The organism is Streptomyces shenzhenensis (assembly GCF_003688995.1).
GTDB classification, from domain to species: domain Bacteria; phylum Actinomycetota; class Actinomycetes; order Streptomycetales; family Streptomycetaceae; genus Streptomyces; species Streptomyces shenzhenensis_A.
In genome coordinates this window covers 18,660-36,822 of the sequence record NZ_PENI01000039.1, presented here as the reverse complement: position 1 = coordinate 36,822, position 18,163 = coordinate 18,660, and the positions used below count along the sequence as shown (strand labels likewise).

The following is an 18,163-nucleotide window of genomic DNA, read 5'->3' as shown; positions in this document are numbered from 1 at the left end:
TCAGCTCGCCGGGTAACGGTCGATCGCGGGTGGGCGGGGCGCCGGCACGCCGGACAGGCCGAGCGTCGCCTCGTACGCCTTCTTCCAGTCGTTCTTCTTCTGCCGTGCCTCCAACGCGTCGTCGAGTGCGAGGCGCAGGGCGTTGTCGCCGTGCGGGACGCCGATGCCGTACGGCTCCTCGGAGAACGGACTGCCGACGACCTTGAGTTCGTCGGGGGCCTTCGCCGCGTAGCCGATGAGGATCGCGTCGTCGGTGGTGACGGCGTCGACCTGGTAGGTGAGCAGGTTGTCGACGCACACCGAGTAGGTGTCGTAGGAGACCAGGACGGCCTTCGGGTAGTCGGCCCTGATGCGCTGGTAGGGGGTTGACCCGGCGGCGGAGCAGACGCGTCGGCCGGCCAGGTCCTGCGGCCCGTGGATGTCCTTCTCGTCCTTGCGGACCAGCAGCGACTGGCCGGCCAGGTAGTAGGGCCCGGCGAAGCCGACCAGCTTCCTGCGGTTGGCGTTGATGGTGTAGGTGCCGACGTAGAAATCGATCTGCCCGTTCTGCAGGGCGGTTTCGCGGTTGGCGGAGGCGATGGTCCTGAACTCGACCGACTCCGGCGGCAGGCCGAGCGAGGCCGACATCATCTTGGCGATCTCGATGTCGAAGCCGGCGTAGGTGCCGGTCGCCGGGTCCTTCTCGCCGAGGTAGGGCTGGTCCTCCTTGACGCCGACGACGGCGTGGCCGCGTTTCTTCGCCCGGGTCCAGGTCGGTGAGCCGGGCAGGCGGAAGTCCTGCGCCACCTGGTAGTCGGGGAGCGACGAGGCCGCGGGTCCCTTGGTGGGCGGGCTGCCCTCCTTGCCGCAGGCGGTGGCGAGGAGCGCGGCGAGCACGGCTAACGCGAGGGGCACACGTGTGGTGCGGAACATGGATCGCACTCCCCGGCTCAGTGCTTGAGGATCTTGGACAGGAAGTCCTTGGCCCGCTCGCTGCGCGGGCTGGTGAAGAACTCCTCCGGGGCGCGGTCCTCGACGATGCCGCCGTCCGCCATGAAGACGACACGGTGGGCGGAGGCGCGCGCGAAGCCCATCTCGTGCGTGACGACGACCATGGTCATGCCGTCACGGGCGAGTTGCCGCATCACCTCGAGCACCTCGTTGATCATCTCCGGGTCGAGGGCCGAGGTGGGCTCGTCGAACAGCAGGGCCTTGGGTTCCATGGCGAGGGCGCGGGCGATGGCCACGCGCTGCTGCTGGCCGCCGGAGAGCTGGACCGGGTACTTGTCGGCGTGGGCCAGCAGGCCGACGCGGTCGAGGAGTTCGCGGGAGCGGCGGTCGGCCTCGCCCCGCCCCCGCCGTCGGACCTTGACCTGTGCCAGAGAGACGTTCTGCAGCACCGTCCTGTGCGCGAAGAGGTTGAAGGACTGGAAGACCATGCCGACTTCGGCGCGCAGCCGCGCCAGTGCCCTGCCCTCCGCGGGCAGCGGCCGGCCGTCGAAGGCGACCGTTCCCGAGTGGATGTCCTCCAGCCGGTTGATCGTCCTGCACAACGTCGATTTCCCCGACCCCGACGGGCCGATGACGACCACCACCTCCCCCGTGCCGACAGTGAGGTTGATGTCCCGCAGGACATGCAGCTCGCCGTAGTACTTGTTGACGTCACGCAGCTCGATCAAGGGATCGACGGCCATACGCAGCTCTACTCGCTTTCACCTGTGTCGCGGTTGCCGCAAACTATCCAGGCAAAGGCGTACTTAATACCCGACACGCACTTTTCGGGCATTAGCCGTATTTACTGCAACTGTCAGGCCTCGGCGACCTCCGCGTACAGCTGCGACAGCTCGGGAACGCCGTTCGCCGCCCACTCGTGACCGGCCTCGACGACATCGAACTCGCGCCCCGACGCGAGCCGTACGACGGGCTGCCCGCCGGGCTGGAATCCCCAGTACGCGCCGGGCACGGTGCGCACGATGACCGTGCCCAGATAAAGGCCCGCGTCATTGCCCAGCCAGGGCAGGATCTCCGCGTCGTCGCGCCAGCGCGGCAGCAGCTGGTCGAGCGCCTCCAGCGAGGTCACGGAGTCGTCCAGCCGGACGCCCTCCCGGGCCGCCTGGGAGCGCAGCAGATCGCACTCGGACAGCAGCTCGGCGACGCCTTCGCGGTCGGCGGGCAGCACCGGGGCATCGCTCTTCTTGTGCCGGTTGCCCAGGAAGGGGATGTTCATGGGCCCAGCGTGACACCGACGTGGTCCCACGCACCACAGGGCGAGCGCGGGTGTCGCCCTATGCGTCCAGGTCCACCACCACCGGGGCGTGGTCCGAGGCGCCCTTGCCCTTGCGCTCCTCACGGTCGACGTACGCGTCCTTCACGGCCTTGGCGAAGGGTTCGTTGCCGTAGACCAGGTCGATGCGCATTCCGCGGTTCTTGGGGAAGGCGAGCTGGCGGTAGTCCCAGTAGGTGTAGGGGCGGTCGTACTTCAGGGGGCGTGGGACGACGTCCGACAGGCCCGTCTCACGCAGCGCGGTCAGGGCGGCGCGCTCGGCCGGGGTGACATGGGTGAGGCCCTCGAAGGCGGCCACGTCGAAGACGTCGTCGTCGCTCGGCGCCACGTTGTAGTCGCCGAGGACCGCGAAGGGGCGGTCACCGGCCGCGTCACCCGCGACGGCGGCCCGCAGCGCCTCGAACCACTGGAGCTTGTAGGCGTAGTGCGGGTGGTCGACCTCGCGGCCGTTCGGCACATACACCGACCAGACGCGGACCGGGCCGCAGGTCGCGGAGATCGCCCGGGGCTCCTGCACGCCCTCGTACCCGGGGTCGCCGGGCAGGCCCTTGACGACGTCCACCAGGCCGACCCGGGAGAGCACCGCCACGCCGTTCCACCGGCCGGTCGCGTGGACCGCCGCCTCGTAGCCCAGCTCGCGGAGCTGGTCCAGCGGGAACTGCTCCGCGGCGACCTTGGCCTCCTGCAGACACAGCACGTCGGTGCCGCTGCTCTCCAGCCAGGCCAGCAGCCGCGGCAGGCGGGCGGTGATCGAGTTCACGTTCCAGGTCGCGATGCGCATGCCCCACAACCTACCCGGCGGCACTGACAGTGCCCGCCCGCGCGCGGCTCAGGAGCCGCCGGCGGCGTGGGCTTCGCTGCCATGGCCTTCCTCGGCGTCCAGCCGGGCGCGGGCATCGAGATCCTCATGGATCTGCTCGGATTCCGCCAGGAGCTGGCCGGAGCCCGGCTGGTGATCACCGGCGAGGGATCGCTGGACGCGCAGAGCCTGCACGGCAAGGCACCCGTCGGCGTGACCGGCGCGGCCGGCACCCAGGGCGTCCCGGTGGTCGCGGTCGCCGGCCGCACCCAGCTGTCCGTCGAGCAACTGCGCGGCGCGGGCATCCAGGCTCGGCGCCCGGACCCGCTCAGATCTCGGCGCTGGATCCCGGCGCGAGCCGCAGATGGCCCGAGCCGCCCAGGGCGCCGATCTGCCGGTCGTAGACCGGCCGGGCGAGATCGGTGAGCAGGGCGTCGTGGACGTCGTAGGCGCGCTGCGGCTTGACCTCACGAACGTAGTCGATGACCTCGGAGATCTTGTTCCAGGGGGCCATCACCGGGAGCATCAGCGTCTCGACGGGCCGGTCCGGGACGGTGAGCGCGTCACCGGGGTGGAAGAGCCGGCCGCCGTCGATCAGATAGCCGACGTTGGTGATCCGCGGGATGTCCGGGTGGATCACCGCGTGCAGCTCGCCGTGGACCTGGACGTCGAAGCCCGCCGCGGTGAACGTGTCGCCGTGGCCGACGGTGTGGACGCGGCCCGGGAAGGCCGCGGCGATCCGGTCCGCGACCGACTTCAGGGTCCAGATCCGGGCCGCCGGGTTCGCCTCCATGGCGGCCCGCAGCCGCCCCTCGTCGAAGTGGTCCGGGTGCTCGTGCGTGATCAGGATCGCGTCCGCACCGACGGCGGCGTCGGGCTCGCTGAAGCCACCGGGATCGAGGACGAGCGTCCGCCCGTCCTTCTCCAGCCGGACGCAGGAGTGGGACTTCTTCGTGAGCTTCATGCGATCCATCCTCCTCCCCGCCGGTGCCGCACGCTCACTCCGCCGGTGTGGTCTCCTCCCGCACGACCTGCTGGGCCACCCGGAACGCGCTGTTCGCGGCGGGTACACCGCAGTACACGGCCGCCTGCAGCAGCACTTCCTTGATCTCGTCGGGGGTGAGGCCGTTGCGCAGCGCCGCCCGGGTGTGGAAGGCCAGCTCCTCCAGGTGGCCGCCGGCGACCAGCGCGGTGAGCGTGACACAGCTGCGGGCGCGGCGGTCGAGCCCGGGACGGTCCCAGATCTCACCCCACGCGTACCGGGTGATGAACTCCTGGAAGTCCCCGGAGAAGTCGTCGGACTGCGCCAGCGCCCGGTCCACATGGGCGTCGCCCAGCACCTCGCGCCGGATCTTGAGGCCCGTCTCGTAGGCGTCGGGCCGCCCCGGCGGCTGCGCGGGTGCCACGGGCGGGGCGATCTCGGCGATGGGCGCGGCCTGTGGCGCGGCGGCGAGGACCGGCTTGGCGGGGGCCGCCACGATGGCCATCTGGCCGGTCGTCGAGTCGATCGCCGGCTGCCAGGCGCTGGAGAAGTGCCGCACCAGCAGGTCGGTGACGGCCGCGGGCTGCTCGACGGGGACGAGATGGGAGGCGCCGGGGACGACGGCGAGCCGGGCGTCCGGTATCCCGGCGACCAGGGTGCGGGCCTCGGCCGGGCCGGTGACCTGGTCGTCCGAGCCGACCAGCACGAGGGTGGGCACGCCGATGCGCCCCAGTTCGGAACGGACGTCGAAGCCGGCCAGCGCCTCGCAGGCGGCGATGTAGCAGCCCGGGTCGGTGGTGCGCACCATCTGCACGGCCCACTCGGTGATCGCGGGCTGCGCTGCGGCGAAACCGCCGGTGAACCAGCGGTCCGGCGAGGTGCGGGCGATCGGGTCGAGTCCGTTCGTGCGCACGATCACCCCGCGCTGCCGGAACTCGTCGGCGGTGCCGAACCGGGGGGAGGTGGCCACCAGCGCGAGCGAGGCGATCCGTTCCGGGTGGCGCAGGGCCAGTTCCATACCGATCGCGCCGCCGAGCGCGCACCCCGCGTAGCCGAAGCGCTGCACGCCGACCGCGTCGAGCGTGGCGAGCAGCCGGGCGGACAGTTCGGCGACGGAGTCCGCCGGGTGGGCGGGCGCGCCGCCGTGCCCCGGCAGGTCGAAGCGGAAGACCCGCCACTGCCGGACCAGTTCCGGAATCTGGCGGTCCCACATGTGCCAGGTGGTGCCCAGTGAGGGACCCAGGATCAGGACCGGGGCATCCTCTGGCCCGTCGAAGCGGTATTGCAGGGTGTTCGTCGGTGTCTCACTCACGCCCTGCACGCTCTCACATCTCACACTTTCTCACGTGCTTGGGTCGGGAGCCCATGCAATCCATCCCAGGTTGTGACGGCTCCGCGAAGATCCTCGGCACCGGGCTTGACATACCGCTTCTCGATGGGCTCCACGTGCGTATGTCCTGCCGGGGGACGTACCGCCCCCAGGTCCGTGCTCCGGAACACGGACCTGGGGAGACGGCGGCGGCATGGCGTTCGGCTCGCGCCGTCGCCACCCGTTCGGGTGTGCCGGGGCACCGGGGCGGAGCCGGTGGCCGTGGTGCGGGACGGGCCCAACGGGCTGTGCCTTGGCGGGAGTCGGCCGCCGGGTGGGCCGGTGAGGTGGAGGGGCGGCCGACCCGGCGGGATGCGCGCGACACGCGGAGTGTCACACAATGGTGTGGTCCGGGTGCTGCCCGGAGGGGAGCCCCGGCCCGATTCCAGCGGGCCGGGGATCCCTGTCGTGCAGCCGGTCGAACCGGTTCAGTACGTGAACTCGTGACGCTCCTTGATGACCCGGAAACTGGCCACCACTCCGTCCTCGACGAAGATACCCTCGGTCTTTCCCGGCTTCACGCCGGTACTGGAGCTGTGCGGTCCGACAGTGGCGATGGGGGCGCCGTTGTCGCAGACGACCCCGCGGAAGACCTCGACGGTCCGGCGGCTCTCGTTGCGGATGTTCAGGGTCTTGGCGCCGAGGCCGCTGACCACGGTGATGCAGCCGTCCGGTTGGGAGGAGTACGTCCGCTCGTTGATGTGGATCCGCCCCTCTTCGAATCTCTTCTCGAATCCTCTTTCGAACTCCTTGCCCCTGCCCTCCTTCTCCTCGTTCTCGCCCTTCTCCTCGTTACCCTTTCCGACGTTGCCGCCGAACGGCTCCTGGACGGGAGCCGCCTGCAGGGCCACCGGGGACGCCTGGGCCGATGTGGAGGTGGCCGAGGCGTAGGTGATGCCGGTCGCGGCCAGGGCCGCCGCGGCCGCAATACCGGCGGTGACCGCCGTGGAGCGGGTCAGCAACATGCAACTTCTCCTGTCTGCGAGAGACCGGCTCAGCAGCCGGCGCATGATGAACGTACAAACAGCTCCCGCGACTTTCCTGCCGGACATGTCGAGAGCCCGGCAGCGGGGAGCCGAACGAGGGACTCGCCGCACCCGTATGCCGCTCTCCCGACAGCTGACGGCATGACCAACTCCACTGGTGTGCAAGAAGATTGACAGGCACTTAGCCCTTCAAGGTGATTTATCTGACTGGTGGTCACCCCATCGACGACAGCCGGTGTTCTGACGCCTCCTCATCTCGGCTCGGTCGCCCGCACCGGACCCCGGAATCGCCGGAGAACGCTCACGCCACCTTCACCGGGTGACGGACCACCGCGTCGAAGAGGTAGCCCTGGGTGTTGGGCGTCGTGGCGTCGGGCTGGGTGCGGCCCGCGGCATCGGTGGCCCGGGCCAGCAGGGTGTGGGCGCCCGGGGCCGGCGGACGCCAGTCGGTGGACCAGCGCACCCAGCCGGCCCTGCGCGGTGCGTCGTGCAGCCGGGCCCGCCGCCAGGTCCTGCCCCCGTCCGTGCTGACGTCGACCCGGACGACGCCGCCCGCCCCGGACCAGGAGCGGCCGGTGAGCCGGTGCTCGGTGGCGTCGAGGCGCGCGTCCCACTCCAGCTCCCAGGCGCTCTTGACGGTCTGTCGGGTCAGCGGCGCACTGCCGTCCGCCGGGTACGCGTCGCCGAACAGCCGGTAGAAGTCGGTGTTCCAGGGCGAGTACAGCGGCCGCGCCGACACCTCGATGTCACCCACCCACTTGATCGAGGCGATGCCGATCCAGGAGGGCACCAGGACCCGTACGGGACGGCCGTGGTCGTACGGCAGCGGCTCGCCGTTCATCTCGTAGGCGAGCAGCACGTCGTCGAGGGCCTTGGACAGCGGCAGCGGGCGCCGCACCGGGCCGAGGTCGGTGCCGTCGGCCGTGACGTAGTCGGGGTCGAGGCCGCGGGGCATGACATCGACCGCGTGGCGCCCGAGCCCGGCCCGGCGCAGCACGTCGGCCAGCCGGACGCCCGTCCAGCGGGCGGTGCCGATCGCGCCGAGCGTCCAGGCCGTGCCGGTGACGGTGTCGCCCTGCTGGCTGGTGAACAGGCTGCGTCCGTTGCCCGCGCACTCCACGAAGGCGGTGCGGGTCACGGCGGGCAGCCGCTTGAGGTCGTCGAGGGAGAACTCGACGGTCCGGCCGTGGACCAGGCCGTCGCCCCGGACGGTGAGGGTCCAGTCGGCGGCGTCCAGGACGGGGGTGGAGGTGTGGTTGCGGACGAAGAAGCGGTCGACCGGGGTGTGGTAGCCGGTGCCCGCCAGGGAGGCGAACCTGGTCTCGGCGTTGGTGCCGCGCACGGTGAACCACTCGTCGGGGAGGGGTTTGACGATGCCCGCAGCCGCCGTCGCGGGCGTGGCGAGGGCGGTGGGCGCGGCCGTGGCGGCGAGTCCGGCCGCCGCCAGAAGACGGAGCAGGTCGCGCCGGGAGACCCCGTCGGCGCGGGCCTCACCGGCGAGCCACTGACGCAGTCTGCGCCGGTCGTAGGCGGATTCGCGGATGGATTCGGGGGTGCGCATGGTGCGGGCCTGCCTTTCGGGCGGATGCGGTACGCGGACGGCGACCACTCGACCGGAACGCGGGCCACCGTCCGGATCGGCACCGGGCACGGCGAAGGGCGCGTTCGGGGAGGTCGCTCGGGGGGCTGAACGGCCCGGTGGGGAAAGGACCGTCAGACGACGATCAACAACAACAGCGACGGGACGCGAGCGCGCGGAACCGCGGAGCGGCGGGGCGGCGTCGGCTGCTGATCACGCGGCCATGGTACGAGGATGCGGGCCGAGCCGGTGGGGAATCCGGCGGAATCGGGGCGGGGGCAGGGCGGTTGGGCGGGCAGCTGTCGGCGGCCCCCTCCCCCGGGGCCGACGGTGGGACGCCGGGACGGGCACGGGGGGCACTCGGGTCGGCACCGGGTGCGCGGGGCGACACCGCACGCGGGGCGCAGGGCGCCGGGGGCAGAGCGCCGGGCTCAGGGCGCCGGGGCAGGGCCAGTCGCGCCGAGGTCAGTCGGCGCCCGGGATGCCCAGGCCGGTCAGGGCGCCGACGGGGTCCGGGTCCGGGGTGCCGCGCGGCCACCAGTCGTCATGGCCCGGCTCCGATTCATAGGCGTACCACAGGCCGTCCCGGCCCAGGCGGAGTTGGACGTGGCCCTGCGGGTGGGTGAGGTGGTTGTGCCAGGGGCGGAACGCGGGGAGGTCGGCGGCGAGCAGCAGGGGGCGGGCCCGGTCGAAGCGGCCCGCCGGCGGGTCCCAGGGCTCCTCCAGGACGGCGAGCCCGTCGAGTCCGCCCTGCCGCCAGGCGGCGACCGCGCGCGCCAGTTCGGCCGGGGTGCGGCCCGCGGCGGCTGCCAGTGATGAGTAGAGCGCGCGGGTGGCCGCGGTCAGGCCGGAGCCGGGGCGGGCCGCGGCCAGGCGCACCGCGTCCTGCCACAGCGTCAGTTCGCCGACGGCGTCCCGCCCGGTGGACAGCAGCGCGTGCGCGCGGGCGGCGGCGTCCGTCGCCAGCTGGTCCAGGCCGAAGGGGTCGGGGCCGCCCGGCGCCGCCGGGTACACCGGGGGCTGCTCGGGGTGCGCGGGCGGCGGCAACGGCGCCGGGAGCGGGGGGAGCCGGCGCGCGGCGAGGGCCTCGGCGGCCCGTACGCCGGGCAACGGCCGCGGCTCCCGGTCCTGCGCGGCGCGGGCCGCGGCGGTGGCGCTGCGACGGGACAGCGCGTCGAGCAGCCGGCGTTCGCCGCGGCCGCGCAGCAGGAGCAGGACGAAGGGGTCGGCGTCGAGCAGCCGTGCCGTCTGGTAGCAGAGGGCGGCGGCGTGCTTGCAGGGGTGACCCGAGTCGGGGCAGCTGCACCGCGGGTCGAGGTCGCCGGGGCCGGGCAGCAGCGCTGCTCCACTGTCGGCGAGGGTGGCGGGCAGTCGGCGGTCGAGCAGTGCGGCGATGCGGCCGGGTTGTTCGGCGGCGGCGTCCAGAAAGTGTTCCCAGTCGGCCTCGTCGAACGTGCGCAGCCGTACCTGCACCCGGTAGGGCCGCGGGCGGCTGCCCCGCACGTACGCCAGCACGAGTCCCGGTGTCACGGTGATCGCGTCCACGTGCCCCTGCTCGGCGTATCCGCGTCCGCGTGCCAGCCGTGCGGCGTCCAGCGCGCCCTGCTCCAGAGCGGTGACCCAGGCGTTGCCCCACCAGGTGGCGGCGAAGGACGCCTCGGGGCCGCCCGATGCCGTCCGGCCGGGGAACGCCGGGAAGGTGCGCCGGAGTTCACCGTCGCGGTGGGGCGTGGCCATGGTCCGGGGAAGGTGCGGAGGCCCGTCCGAAGGGCTCTGTCCGGCAGGGGGGTCGGTGTGCTCGGCCGCGGCAGCCGTCGTCGGTGGTGTCCGGAGTGCGTCGGCGAGGAACTGCCGGACATCGCGGCCGGGCCCGCCCCGGGCCGCCCCGGTGCGGAGTTGTGCCGGAGCGGGGCCCGTGGCGGGGGCCGGCCCGGCCGCCCGGTCCGGTTCGTCGGCCCTGCGCGGGTCCTGGCGGGCCGCCCGGAGCGCCTGTCGGGCCACGTCGCCGGGGCGACCGTCGGAGCGGGCGTCCGGGCGGTGCTCGGAACGATTGTCCAGGTGGCGCTCGGAGCGGGCGTCCACGTGATCCTCGGGGCGGGCGGCACCGCCGTCCGGACGCGCGGGCTGCCCGAGGGCTTCGTCGGCGGGAGACCCGGACGCGGTCGGCCTGATCGCGGCCCGGGCCGCATCGCCCGGCCTCGGCCGCCGCGCCGAGGGGCCGTCGGTGCCGCCTGCGCCGCCTGTGCCACGAGACGCCTCGCCACCGCCCGGTGCGGCCTCACGCGGCGATCCCCCGGCGTCCCTCGAAGCGGCCCCGTAAGGGCGCCGCTCCGTCGCGCTCGACGCACCGCTGCGCGGCGGCCCCTCCGCCGTCTCCGGAACAGCGTCCGGCGGCGGTGCTTCCGCCGTGCCCGAAGCCTCCCGGGCGGCGCGCAGTGCGCGACGGGCGATGTCGGCGGGGCGTTCCCGCTCGGCCGTCATGACGGTCTCCGCAGTGACACCAGGTCGGACAGCTCACGGTCCGTCAGCTCGGTGAGGGCCGACTCCCCGGAGCCGAGGATCGCGTCCGCCAGGGCGCGCTTGGACTCCAGCATCCGGGCGATACGGTCCTCCACCGTGCCCTCGGTGACCAGGCGGTGGACCTGCACCGGCTGGGTCTGCCCGATGCGGTAGGCGCGGTCGGTGGCCTGTTCCTCGACGGCCGGGTTCCACCAGCGGTCGAAGTGGACGACATGACCCGCGCGCGTGAGGTTCAGGCCGGTGCCGGCGGCCTTGAGGGAGAGCACGAGGACCGGGGTCGCCCCGCTCTGGAAGCGGTCCACCATGCGTTCGCGCTCCGGTACCGGCGTGCCGCCGTGCAGCAGGTCCACGGGGACCGCGCGGGCGCCCAGGTGGGCGGTGATCAGGCGGGCCATGCCGACGTACTGGGTGAAGACGAGCGCCGAGCCGTCCTCGGCCAGCAGGGTGTCCAACAGCTCGTCGAGCAGGGCCAGTTTGCCGGAGCGGGCGGCCAGGCGGTCCCCGTGCGGCGACTCCTTGAGATACAGCGCGGGATGGTCGCAGATCTGCTTGAGCGCGCCGAGCAGCTTGAGGACGAGACCGCGGCGGGCGATGCCCTCCGCGGTCTCGATGGCGAGCATCGACTCGCGGACCACCGCCTCGTACAGCGCGGCCTGTTCGCGGGTGAGCGGCACCGGGTGGTCCGTCTCCGTCTTGGGCGGCAGTTCGGGGACGATGCCGGGGTCGGACTTCTTGCGGCGCAGCAGGAAGGGCCGGACCAGGCGGGCCAACCGGGTCACCGCCTCCTGGTCCTCGCCGTTCTCCACCGCGCGCGCGTGCCGGGCGCGGAAGGACTTCAGCGGGCCGAGGAGTCCGGGGGTGGTCCAGTCGAGCAGCGCCCACAGCTCGGACAGGTTGTTCTCGACCGGTGTGCCGGTGAGGGCGACACGCGCGGGCGTCGGAATGGTGCGCAGGGCCTTGGCCGTGGCCGAGTACGGGTTCTTGACGTGCTGTGCCTCGTCCGCGACGACCATGCCCCACGGCTGTTCGGCGAGACGGGGTGCGGTGGAGCGCAGCGTGCCGTACGTGGTGAGGACGAAGCCGCCGGACAGGCCGTCGAGGGTACGGTCCGGGCCGTGGAAGCGGCGGACCGGGACGCCGGGCGCGAACCGGGCGATCTCCCGCTGCCAGTTGCCGAGCAGGGACGCGGGGCAGACCACCAGGGTGGGTTCGTCGCGGGCCCGCTTCAGGTGCAGGGCGATGACGGTGATCGTCTTGCCGAGACCCATGTCGTCGGCGAGGCAGCCGCCGAGGCCCAGGGAGGTCATCAGGTCGAGCCAGGCCAGCCCGCGCAGCTGGTAGTCGCGGAGGGTGGCGTGCAGTCCGGCGGGCGGCCGGGCGGGGCGGATCCCGGCGGTGAGGCGGTCGCGGAGTGCCGCCAGCGCGCCGACCGGCACCGCCTCGACGCTCTCCCCGTCGATCTCCGCGGTGCCGGTGAGTGCCACGGACAGCGCGTCGACCGGGTCGAGCAGGCCCAGTTCGCGCTTGCGGGCCTTGCGGACCAGCGCGGGGTCGACGAGCACCCAGCGGTCGCGCAGCCGGACGACGGGGCGGTGCGCCTCGGCGAGCGCGTCCATCTCGGCCTCGCCGAGCGGATCGCCGCCCAGGGCCAACTGCCAGCGGAACTGGAGCAGTTCCTCGCTCTCGAAGAAGCCGGTGCCGTCGGTCGCCGAGCCGGGCGCGGAGCGCACCACCGCGGTCGCCGTCAGATCGTGCGCCAGGTCCCTGGGCCAGTGCACGGCGACCCCGGCCGCCGCGAGCCGGGTGGCCGCCACCCCGAGCAGGTCGCCCAGTTCCGCTTCGGACAGGGCGAGCACGTCGGGCACGTCCTGTTCGGCGAGCCGGTCCAGGGGCGGCCACACGCGGGCCGCGCGGCGGACGGCGAGGGCCGCGTCCACGCGCGCGCGTGGCCCGAACGCCGTGTCGGCCTCCCCCGCCCACAGGCCGGCGGCGTCGGCGACCAGGGTGGGGTCGGCGAGGCTGTGCACCTGGACGATCGCGGCGCCCGCGCCGCGGGTCCCGTCGCCGCCGGGGACGGCGTCGAAGAGGTCGTACGCCGACAGGTCGAGGCGGAGCGAGATCCGCACGCCCGCGTCCATGCCCGCGGCGACCTCCGCCGCCCAGTCGTGGGCGGCGGGCAGCAGGTGGGCCTCCCGGGCGGCGAAGGGCCCCCCGGAGGCGTGCGGGGCGGCCGGGGTGCGGGGCAGGGTGTCCGCGACGGCGTCCAGGAAGGAGCGCACCAGCGCCTCCGGCTCGGGCAGCCTGAGCGGTCCGGGGCCCGGCAGCGGCACGGCGTGGCCCTCGGCGGGCAGGGCCGCGGCGACGGCGCGCAGGTGGGCGATGTCGTCGGGTTCCAGGGGGCCGGCCCGCCAGGCGTCGTGCCCGGCGGGGGTCAGGCCGGGCAGCAGCCGGCCGCGGGCGGCGAGCCGCAGCGCGTGCAGGGCCGCCGCGCCCCAGCAGGCCGTCGCCGGGTGGGCCGCCGGGTGGTGCCGGGCCCGTACCAGCACGGGGAGGGCCGCGTCGAGCGGCAGGGTCAGCGCGGGCACCGTACGGCGGCGCACGCTCGCGCCGTGCGGGCGGACGACCGTCAGTTCGCCGTGGCGCGCGCCGTCCGGCCGTCGGTGGTCGGCGGCCGGGGGCGTCCTGGCCGCCGTCGGCGGTGCAGCGTCGGGCGTGGCGGGCGTGGCGGGCGTGGCGGGCGTGGCGGGCAAGGGTGCGCCGTCGGGGTCCCAGAAGGCGATCCGGCCGTCGCGCGGGAGCGGCGCGGGCAGGTAGACGGCGGCGAGCCGCACCGGGACGCGTCCCCCGGCCTCCCCGGGGGCCCAGGTGCGCTCACCCACCGCAGCCGTGCCGCTCATACGTCCTGCCACCTTCCGCCCGTGCGTCGGACCAGACGTCTTCGACTGTACGGGCGGGGTCCGACAATCGGCCCCGGCGGCAGGCCGGTACCGGTGCCGTCAGGGCACCGTGCGCGAGACGACGTACACCATCGGGAACGTCGGGTCGGACATGTTCACGATCACGTCCTGGCTGGGCGCCGGGTTCTTCTGCTTGAGGGTGAAGCCCGACCACGGGCCGGGGCCCGTGAAGTCCCAGCCGGTGATCTTCTGGTCGCGGTCGCCGATGGCGAGATCGTCCGGCTTCAGGTCGGCGCGTTCCATGCCCAGCGCCTGCAGATAGCTGTCGAGTCCCGCGACGGTGGTGCGGAACTGGACGTAGAGCCTGCTGGTCTTCCAGTTGTTGGTCTCGTAGTAGGCGAGCTGGTCCGCCGGGTGCGGGACGTTCACCTGGTAGAGGCGGCGCTGCACCTTCGAGGGCCAGCCCGCGGCCAGACCGGTCGACGAGTACTTCGCCTCCTTGTCCTTGCCGCTGTCGCGGCTCTGTGCGGCGGAGATCATCAGATAGCCGGCGGGTACGCCGATGAGCAGCACGATGATCAGCAGGGTGAGCGACCGGCGGCGCGCCTTGCGGCCGGGGCTCTCGACGGGCCGTTCCGGTGTGTCGGACGGCTCGGCCTGGCGCGGCAGCGACGCGGTCATGCGGTGTCCCGGGGGCGGCGGGCCTCCGCGTACCGCTCGTAGCGCTCGTAGCGCTCCACCCGGCGGCGCTTGGCCCGCCGGAAGCGGCGGGCGACCAGCCGGGCGAGGTCGGCGGCGCCGACCATGCCGGCCTCGGGGCCGAGCTGGGCGCGGGTGATGCGGGCCTCGGGGCGGTAGCCGCGGCCGGTGAGATGGCGTTTGAAGGCGTCCCGCGCGGGGCCGATCAGCAGGTCGTCGGCGGCCGAGACACCGCCGCCGATCACAAAGCAGGACGGGTCGAGGGCTGCCGCCAGATTGGCGATGCCGACGCCCAGCCACTGGCCGATGTCCTGGAGCAGTTCGACGCACATCGCGTCGCCCTCGCGGGCCAGTTCGGTGATCAACGGGCCGGTGATGTCGTCGATGTTGCCCTTGACGTGCTCGATGATCCCGTACGCCACCGGGGAGTCGGCGACGGCGAGTTCCTTGGCCTCGCGGACCAGCGCGTTGCCCGAGCTGTACTGCTCCCAGCAACCGCGGTTGCCGCACGGGCAGCGGTGCCCGCCGGGCACGACCTGCATATGGCCGAACTCGCCGGCGACACCGTACTTGCCCCGCTTGACCTGGCCGTCCTCCAGGATGGCGCCGCCGATGCCGGTGCCCAGCGTGATCATGACGAGGTGGTCCTCGCCGCGGCCCGCGCCGAAGCGCCACTCGGCCCAGGCGGCGGCGTTGGCGTCGTTGTCGACCAGGACGGGCACGGCGAGCCGGCCGGCCAGCCGGTCGCGCAACGGCTCGTTGCGCCAGGACAGATGGGGGGCGAACAGCACGCGGTTGCGGTCGGCGTCGACCCAGCCCGCCGCGCCGATGCCCACCGCGTGCACGTCGTGCCGGTCGGACAGGTCGAGGACCAGTTCGACGATGGTGTCCTCGACGACCTTGGGGCTCTTGGACTTGTCCGGGGTCTCGGTGCGCAGCCGCTCCAGGATGTTGCCGTCGGCGTCGACGACGCCCGCCATGACCTTCGTGCCGCCGATGTCGATGCCCACGGTGGGGACTCGGGGGGCGGTCAGGTGGGACCGGCGTTCTCGCGTGCCGACCGTGCGCAGGACGGGGGCTCTGCGGGATCCGATGGGGGCCGTGAGGTCGCGGTAGGTGCTCATCAGGGCCGATTCTGCCTCACCGCGGGGGGTGGGTGCGGTACGGGGACCTGATGGGGCCGGGCCGCTCAACCGCGCTGCAGTTCGTGGCGCAGCGCCTCCAGGTCGGCTCCGCCCGCCATCTGACCGGTCAGCTCGTCCAGGGTGATCTCGTCCCGTGTGTGATTGCCCAGCATGGTGCCGCGCCGCAGCAGGACGAACCGGTCCCCCACCAGGTACGCGTGATGCGGGTTATGAGTGATCAAGATAACGCCCAGTCCCTGGTCACGTGCCGCGGCCACATATTTGAGGACCACACCGGACTGCTTCACCCCCAGTGCCGCGGTCGGTTCGTCCAGGACCAGGACCTTGGCGCCGAAGTGCACCGCCCGGGCGATGGCCACGCACTGGCGTTCGCCGCCGGACAGGGTGCCGATCGGCTGGTCGACGTCCCTCAGGTCGATGCCCATGCGCAGCAGTTCGGCGTGGGTGGTGCGGCGCATCAGGTCGGCGTCCAGGCGTCTGAACGGGCCGAAGCCGGTCCGGGGCTCCGAGCCGAGGAAGAAGTTGCGCCACACCGGCATCAGGCCGACGACGGCGAGGTCCTGGTAGACCGTGGCGATGCCCCGGTCCAGGGCGTCGCGCGGGGAGGTGAGGCGGGTCTCCTCGCCCTCGATGCGCAGCACTCCGCCGTCGTGCTCGTGCAGCCCCGCGACGATCTTGATCAGGGTCGACTTGCCCGCGCCGTTGTCACCGAGGACGCAGGTGACGTCGCCGGGATGGACCTCCAGCGAGACACCCTCCAGGGCGCGGACGTTGCCGTAGTGCTTGCTGACGTCGGACAGCTCCACGAGGGGGGTGCGCGTCTCGTTCTGCGTCATGGGGTCGCCTCCGCGCGCTTGCGGACCCAGGCGTTGAGCAGGGTCGCGAGGAGCAGCATCGCTCCGAGGAAGAACTTGAACCAGTCGGGGTTCCACTCGGCGAAGACGATGCCCTTGCTCGTCATGCCGAACAGGAGCGCGCCGACCGCCGAGCCGATGGCGCTGCCGTAGCCGCCGGTGATGAGGCAGCCGCCGATGACGGCCGCGATGATGTAGATCAGCTCGTTGCCGACGCCCTCGCCGGACTGCACGACGTCGTACGAGAAGAGCAGGTGCTGGCCGGCGATCCAGGCGCCGAGGGCCACGCCCATATAGAGGCCGATCTTGGTCTTCTCGACCGGGACGCCGACGGCGCGGGCCGCGTCCTGGTTGCCGCCGACCGCGAAGATCCAGTTGCCGACGCGGGTGCGCAGCAGGATCCAGGACGCGACCGCGACCAGGGCCAGCCACCACACAATGGTGATCTTGAAGTCGACGCCGCCGAGGGTCAGTGTCGAGGCGAACAGGGCGCGGGCCGCGGGGAACCCCTCCATGTCGGCGATCGTCTTGGTCGAGACGGTGCCGTCGATCAGCTTGGTGAGGCCGAGGTTCATGCCGGTCAGCATCAGGAAGGTGCCCAGCGTGACGATGAAGCTGGGCAGCCGGGTGCGGGTGAGCACGAAGCCGTTGAAGGCGCCGATCGCGAGCGTGGCGAGGAGGGAGACCCCGGCGCCGACCCAGACGTTCGCCGTCATCTGGTAGCTGAACATCGATGAGATCAGCGCGGAGGACGTCACCATCACCCCGGCGGACAGGTCGAACTCGCCGCCGATCATCAGGAGTGCGACGGGGACCGCCATGATGCCGATCGTCGAGGACGCGTACAGGACCGTGCTGAGGCTGGCCGCGCGCAGGAAGCCGTCGGCGGCGACGGCGAAGACCAGGAAGACGGCGAGCGCGCCGACCACCGAGCCCAGTTCGGGGCGGCTCAGCAGCCTGCGCAGCGGCGAGGTCCGCAGAATCCTTTCGTCGGAGGAGGTCGGCAGCTTGTCGGAGGACGTCGGCGGCGCGCTCATCGCGTGCCCCGCTTCGTGTAGTCCGCCAGCTTCGCCGCCTCGTCCTCGGTGACGATCTGCGGCCCGGTGAGCACCGGCCGGCCGCCGCCGAGGACGTCGCCGTTGTACCGGTACGCCCACAGCAGGTCAACAGCCTCGTAGCCCTGGAGGTAGGGCTGCTGGTCCACCGCGAAGCCGAGGCTGCCGTCCGTCAGCCCGGCGGCGACCTTGGCGTTGAGGTCGAAGGTGTCGATCTCGGCCTTGCTGCCCGCGTCCGACCGCGCCTTGACCGCGGTGTCCGCGTAGGGCGCGCCGAGGGTGACGACGGCGTCGACGGACGTGTCGGCCTGGAGCCTGGCCCCGATCGCGGACTGCACGTCGGGCATGTTGGTGCCGTTGACGTAGAGGTTGTCGACCGTGCCGTGGAAGGTCTCGGCGACGCCGGCGCAGCGCTGCTCGTGGCCGACGTTGCCCTGCTCGTGCAGGACGCACAGGACCTTCTTGCGGCCGCGCTCGTTCAGCTCCTCGCCGACCGCCTCGCCCGCCACGGTCTCGTCCTGCCCGATGTGCGCGAGGGCGCCGAACGCCTTGGACTCCGCCGAGCCCGAGTTGACCGTGATCACCGGGATGCCTGCCTTCCGGGCGCGAGCCAGGGCCGCCTTCAGCGCGTCGGGCTTGGCGAGGGTGACGATGATCCCGTCGACCTTCTTGTCGACGGCCGCGTCCACGAGCTGCGCCTGCTGCTGGGCCTCGTCGTCGTGTGAGTAGAGGAAGTCGATGTTGTCCTTGACGGCGGCCTGCTTTGCGCCGTTCTGCACGATGTCCCAGAACGTGTCGCCGTCTCCCGAGTGGGTGATCATCGCGAAGGTCCAGCGGGGGGTGTCCACCGCCGCCCTGCCCTGGGCCGCCGCTGCCTTGCGGGCGTCCTCGGCCCGTTTGCCGCCGGTACTGCTGCACCCGGCGAGGGTCGCGCCCAGCGCCCCCGCCACCGCGATGCCTACCCAGGTCCGAAACCGTGCCACGAGGCCGTGCCCTTCTTGCCGTGCTCTGACGT

General features: G+C 72.8%; 16 protein-coding genes. 1 reads left to right on the top strand and 15 read right to left on the bottom strand.

From position 1 onward, the window contains the following. The 4 genes from CTZ28_RS39070 to CTZ28_RS39055 all read right to left on the bottom strand — a co-directional run bounded on the left by CTZ28_RS39070 (nt 1) and on the right by CTZ28_RS39055 (nt 3,044). Entirely contained in the window at nt 1-912 is a 912-nt protein-coding gene (locus CTZ28_RS39070) for a glutamate ABC transporter substrate-binding protein (RefSeq protein WP_121894516.1), read from the bottom strand. 17 nt (nt 913-929) lie between these two features. Further along, complete coding sequence (locus CTZ28_RS39065) at nt 930-1,673, bottom strand: amino acid ABC transporter ATP-binding protein (RefSeq protein WP_121894515.1); 744 nt, start codon at nt 1,671-1,673, stop codon at nt 930-932. Nucleotides 1,674-1,786: 113 nt separating this feature from the next. Continuing rightward, nucleotides 1,787-2,206 (bottom strand): DUF6278 family protein, encoded by a 420-nt coding sequence (locus CTZ28_RS39060; RefSeq protein ID WP_121894514.1) that lies wholly within the window; start codon nt 2,204-2,206, stop codon nt 1,787-1,789. 58 nt (nt 2,207-2,264) lie between these two features. Then, the gene (locus tag CTZ28_RS39055; protein WP_121894513.1) at nt 2,265-3,044 is read right to left on the bottom strand and encodes an exodeoxyribonuclease III; all 780 of its coding nucleotides are present in this window, start codon (nt 3,042-3,044) and stop codon (nt 2,265-2,267) included. An 81-nt stretch (nt 3,045-3,125) separates the two neighbouring features. Here CTZ28_RS39055 and CTZ28_RS39050 point away from each other — a divergent pair, with 81 nt between their 5' ends. After that, nucleotides 3,126-3,488: a glycerate kinase gene (locus tag CTZ28_RS39050; protein ID WP_121894562.1), complete on the top strand. Its 363-nt coding sequence runs from the start codon at nt 3,126-3,128 to the stop codon at nt 3,486-3,488. On the opposite strand, the gene CTZ28_RS39045 is transcribed toward CTZ28_RS39050, so the two are convergent. The 11 genes from CTZ28_RS39045 to CTZ28_RS38995 all read right to left on the bottom strand — a co-directional run bounded on the left by CTZ28_RS39045 (nt 3,391) and on the right by CTZ28_RS38995 (nt 18,131). After that, nucleotides 3,391-4,026, bottom strand: coding sequence for an MBL fold metallo-hydrolase (locus CTZ28_RS39045; protein WP_121894512.1), 636 nt, complete (start codon nt 4,024-4,026; stop codon nt 3,391-3,393). The genes CTZ28_RS39050 and CTZ28_RS39045 overlap by 98 nt on opposite strands. A gap of 34 nt (nt 4,027-4,060) precedes the next feature. Next, nucleotides 4,061-5,356: a bifunctional 3-oxoadipate enol-lactonase/4-carboxymuconolactone decarboxylase PcaDC gene (pcaDC, locus tag CTZ28_RS39040; RefSeq protein WP_121894561.1), complete on the bottom strand. Its 1,296-nt coding sequence runs from the start codon at nt 5,354-5,356 to the stop codon at nt 4,061-4,063. A 485-nt stretch (nt 5,357-5,841) separates the two neighbouring features. After that, on the bottom strand, nt 5,842-6,378 hold the full coding sequence (locus tag CTZ28_RS39035) for a hypothetical protein (RefSeq protein WP_259472013.1): 537 nt from the start codon (nt 6,376-6,378) through the stop codon (nt 5,842-5,844). 322 nt (nt 6,379-6,700) lie between these two features. Next, nucleotides 6,701-7,960, bottom strand: a complete 1,260-nt coding sequence (locus tag CTZ28_RS39030) for a sulfite oxidase (RefSeq protein ID WP_121894559.1) — start codon at nt 7,958-7,960, stop codon at nt 6,701-6,703. Nucleotides 7,961-8,443: 483 nt separating this feature from the next. Further along, on the bottom strand, nt 8,444-10,060 hold the full coding sequence (locus CTZ28_RS39025; RefSeq protein ID WP_472926679.1) for an SWIM zinc finger family protein: 1,617 nt from the start codon (nt 10,058-10,060) through the stop codon (nt 8,444-8,446). 395 nt (nt 10,061-10,455) lie between these two features. After that, nucleotides 10,456-13,395, bottom strand: coding sequence for a DEAD/DEAH box helicase (locus tag CTZ28_RS39020; RefSeq protein ID WP_121894510.1), 2,940 nt, complete (start codon nt 13,393-13,395; stop codon nt 10,456-10,458). A 99-nt stretch (nt 13,396-13,494) separates the two neighbouring features. Beyond that, complete coding sequence (locus CTZ28_RS39015) at nt 13,495-14,076, bottom strand: sugar kinase (RefSeq protein WP_121894509.1); 582 nt, start codon at nt 14,074-14,076, stop codon at nt 13,495-13,497. Next, complete coding sequence (locus CTZ28_RS39010; protein ID WP_121894508.1) at nt 14,073-15,218, bottom strand: ROK family glucokinase; 1,146 nt, start codon at nt 15,216-15,218, stop codon at nt 14,073-14,075. Before CTZ28_RS39010 ends, CTZ28_RS39015 begins: the two co-directional genes overlap by 4 nt. Nucleotides 15,219-15,283: 65 nt before the next feature. Next, complete coding sequence (locus CTZ28_RS39005) at nt 15,284-16,075, bottom strand: ATP-binding cassette domain-containing protein (protein ID WP_121894507.1); 792 nt, start codon at nt 16,073-16,075, stop codon at nt 15,284-15,286. Beyond that, nucleotides 16,072-17,130 carry an ABC transporter permease gene (locus CTZ28_RS39000; RefSeq protein WP_121894506.1) on the bottom strand — a complete coding sequence of 353 codons (1,059 nt, stop codon included), beginning with the start codon at nt 17,128-17,130 and terminating at the stop codon, nt 16,072-16,074. Before CTZ28_RS39000 ends, CTZ28_RS39005 begins: the two co-directional genes overlap by 4 nt. Further along, nucleotides 17,127-18,131, bottom strand: a complete 1,005-nt coding sequence (locus tag CTZ28_RS38995) for a sugar ABC transporter substrate-binding protein (protein ID WP_121894505.1) — start codon at nt 18,129-18,131, stop codon at nt 17,127-17,129. Before CTZ28_RS38995 ends, CTZ28_RS39000 begins: the two co-directional genes overlap by 4 nt. Nucleotides 18,132-18,163 lie beyond the last annotated feature (32 nt).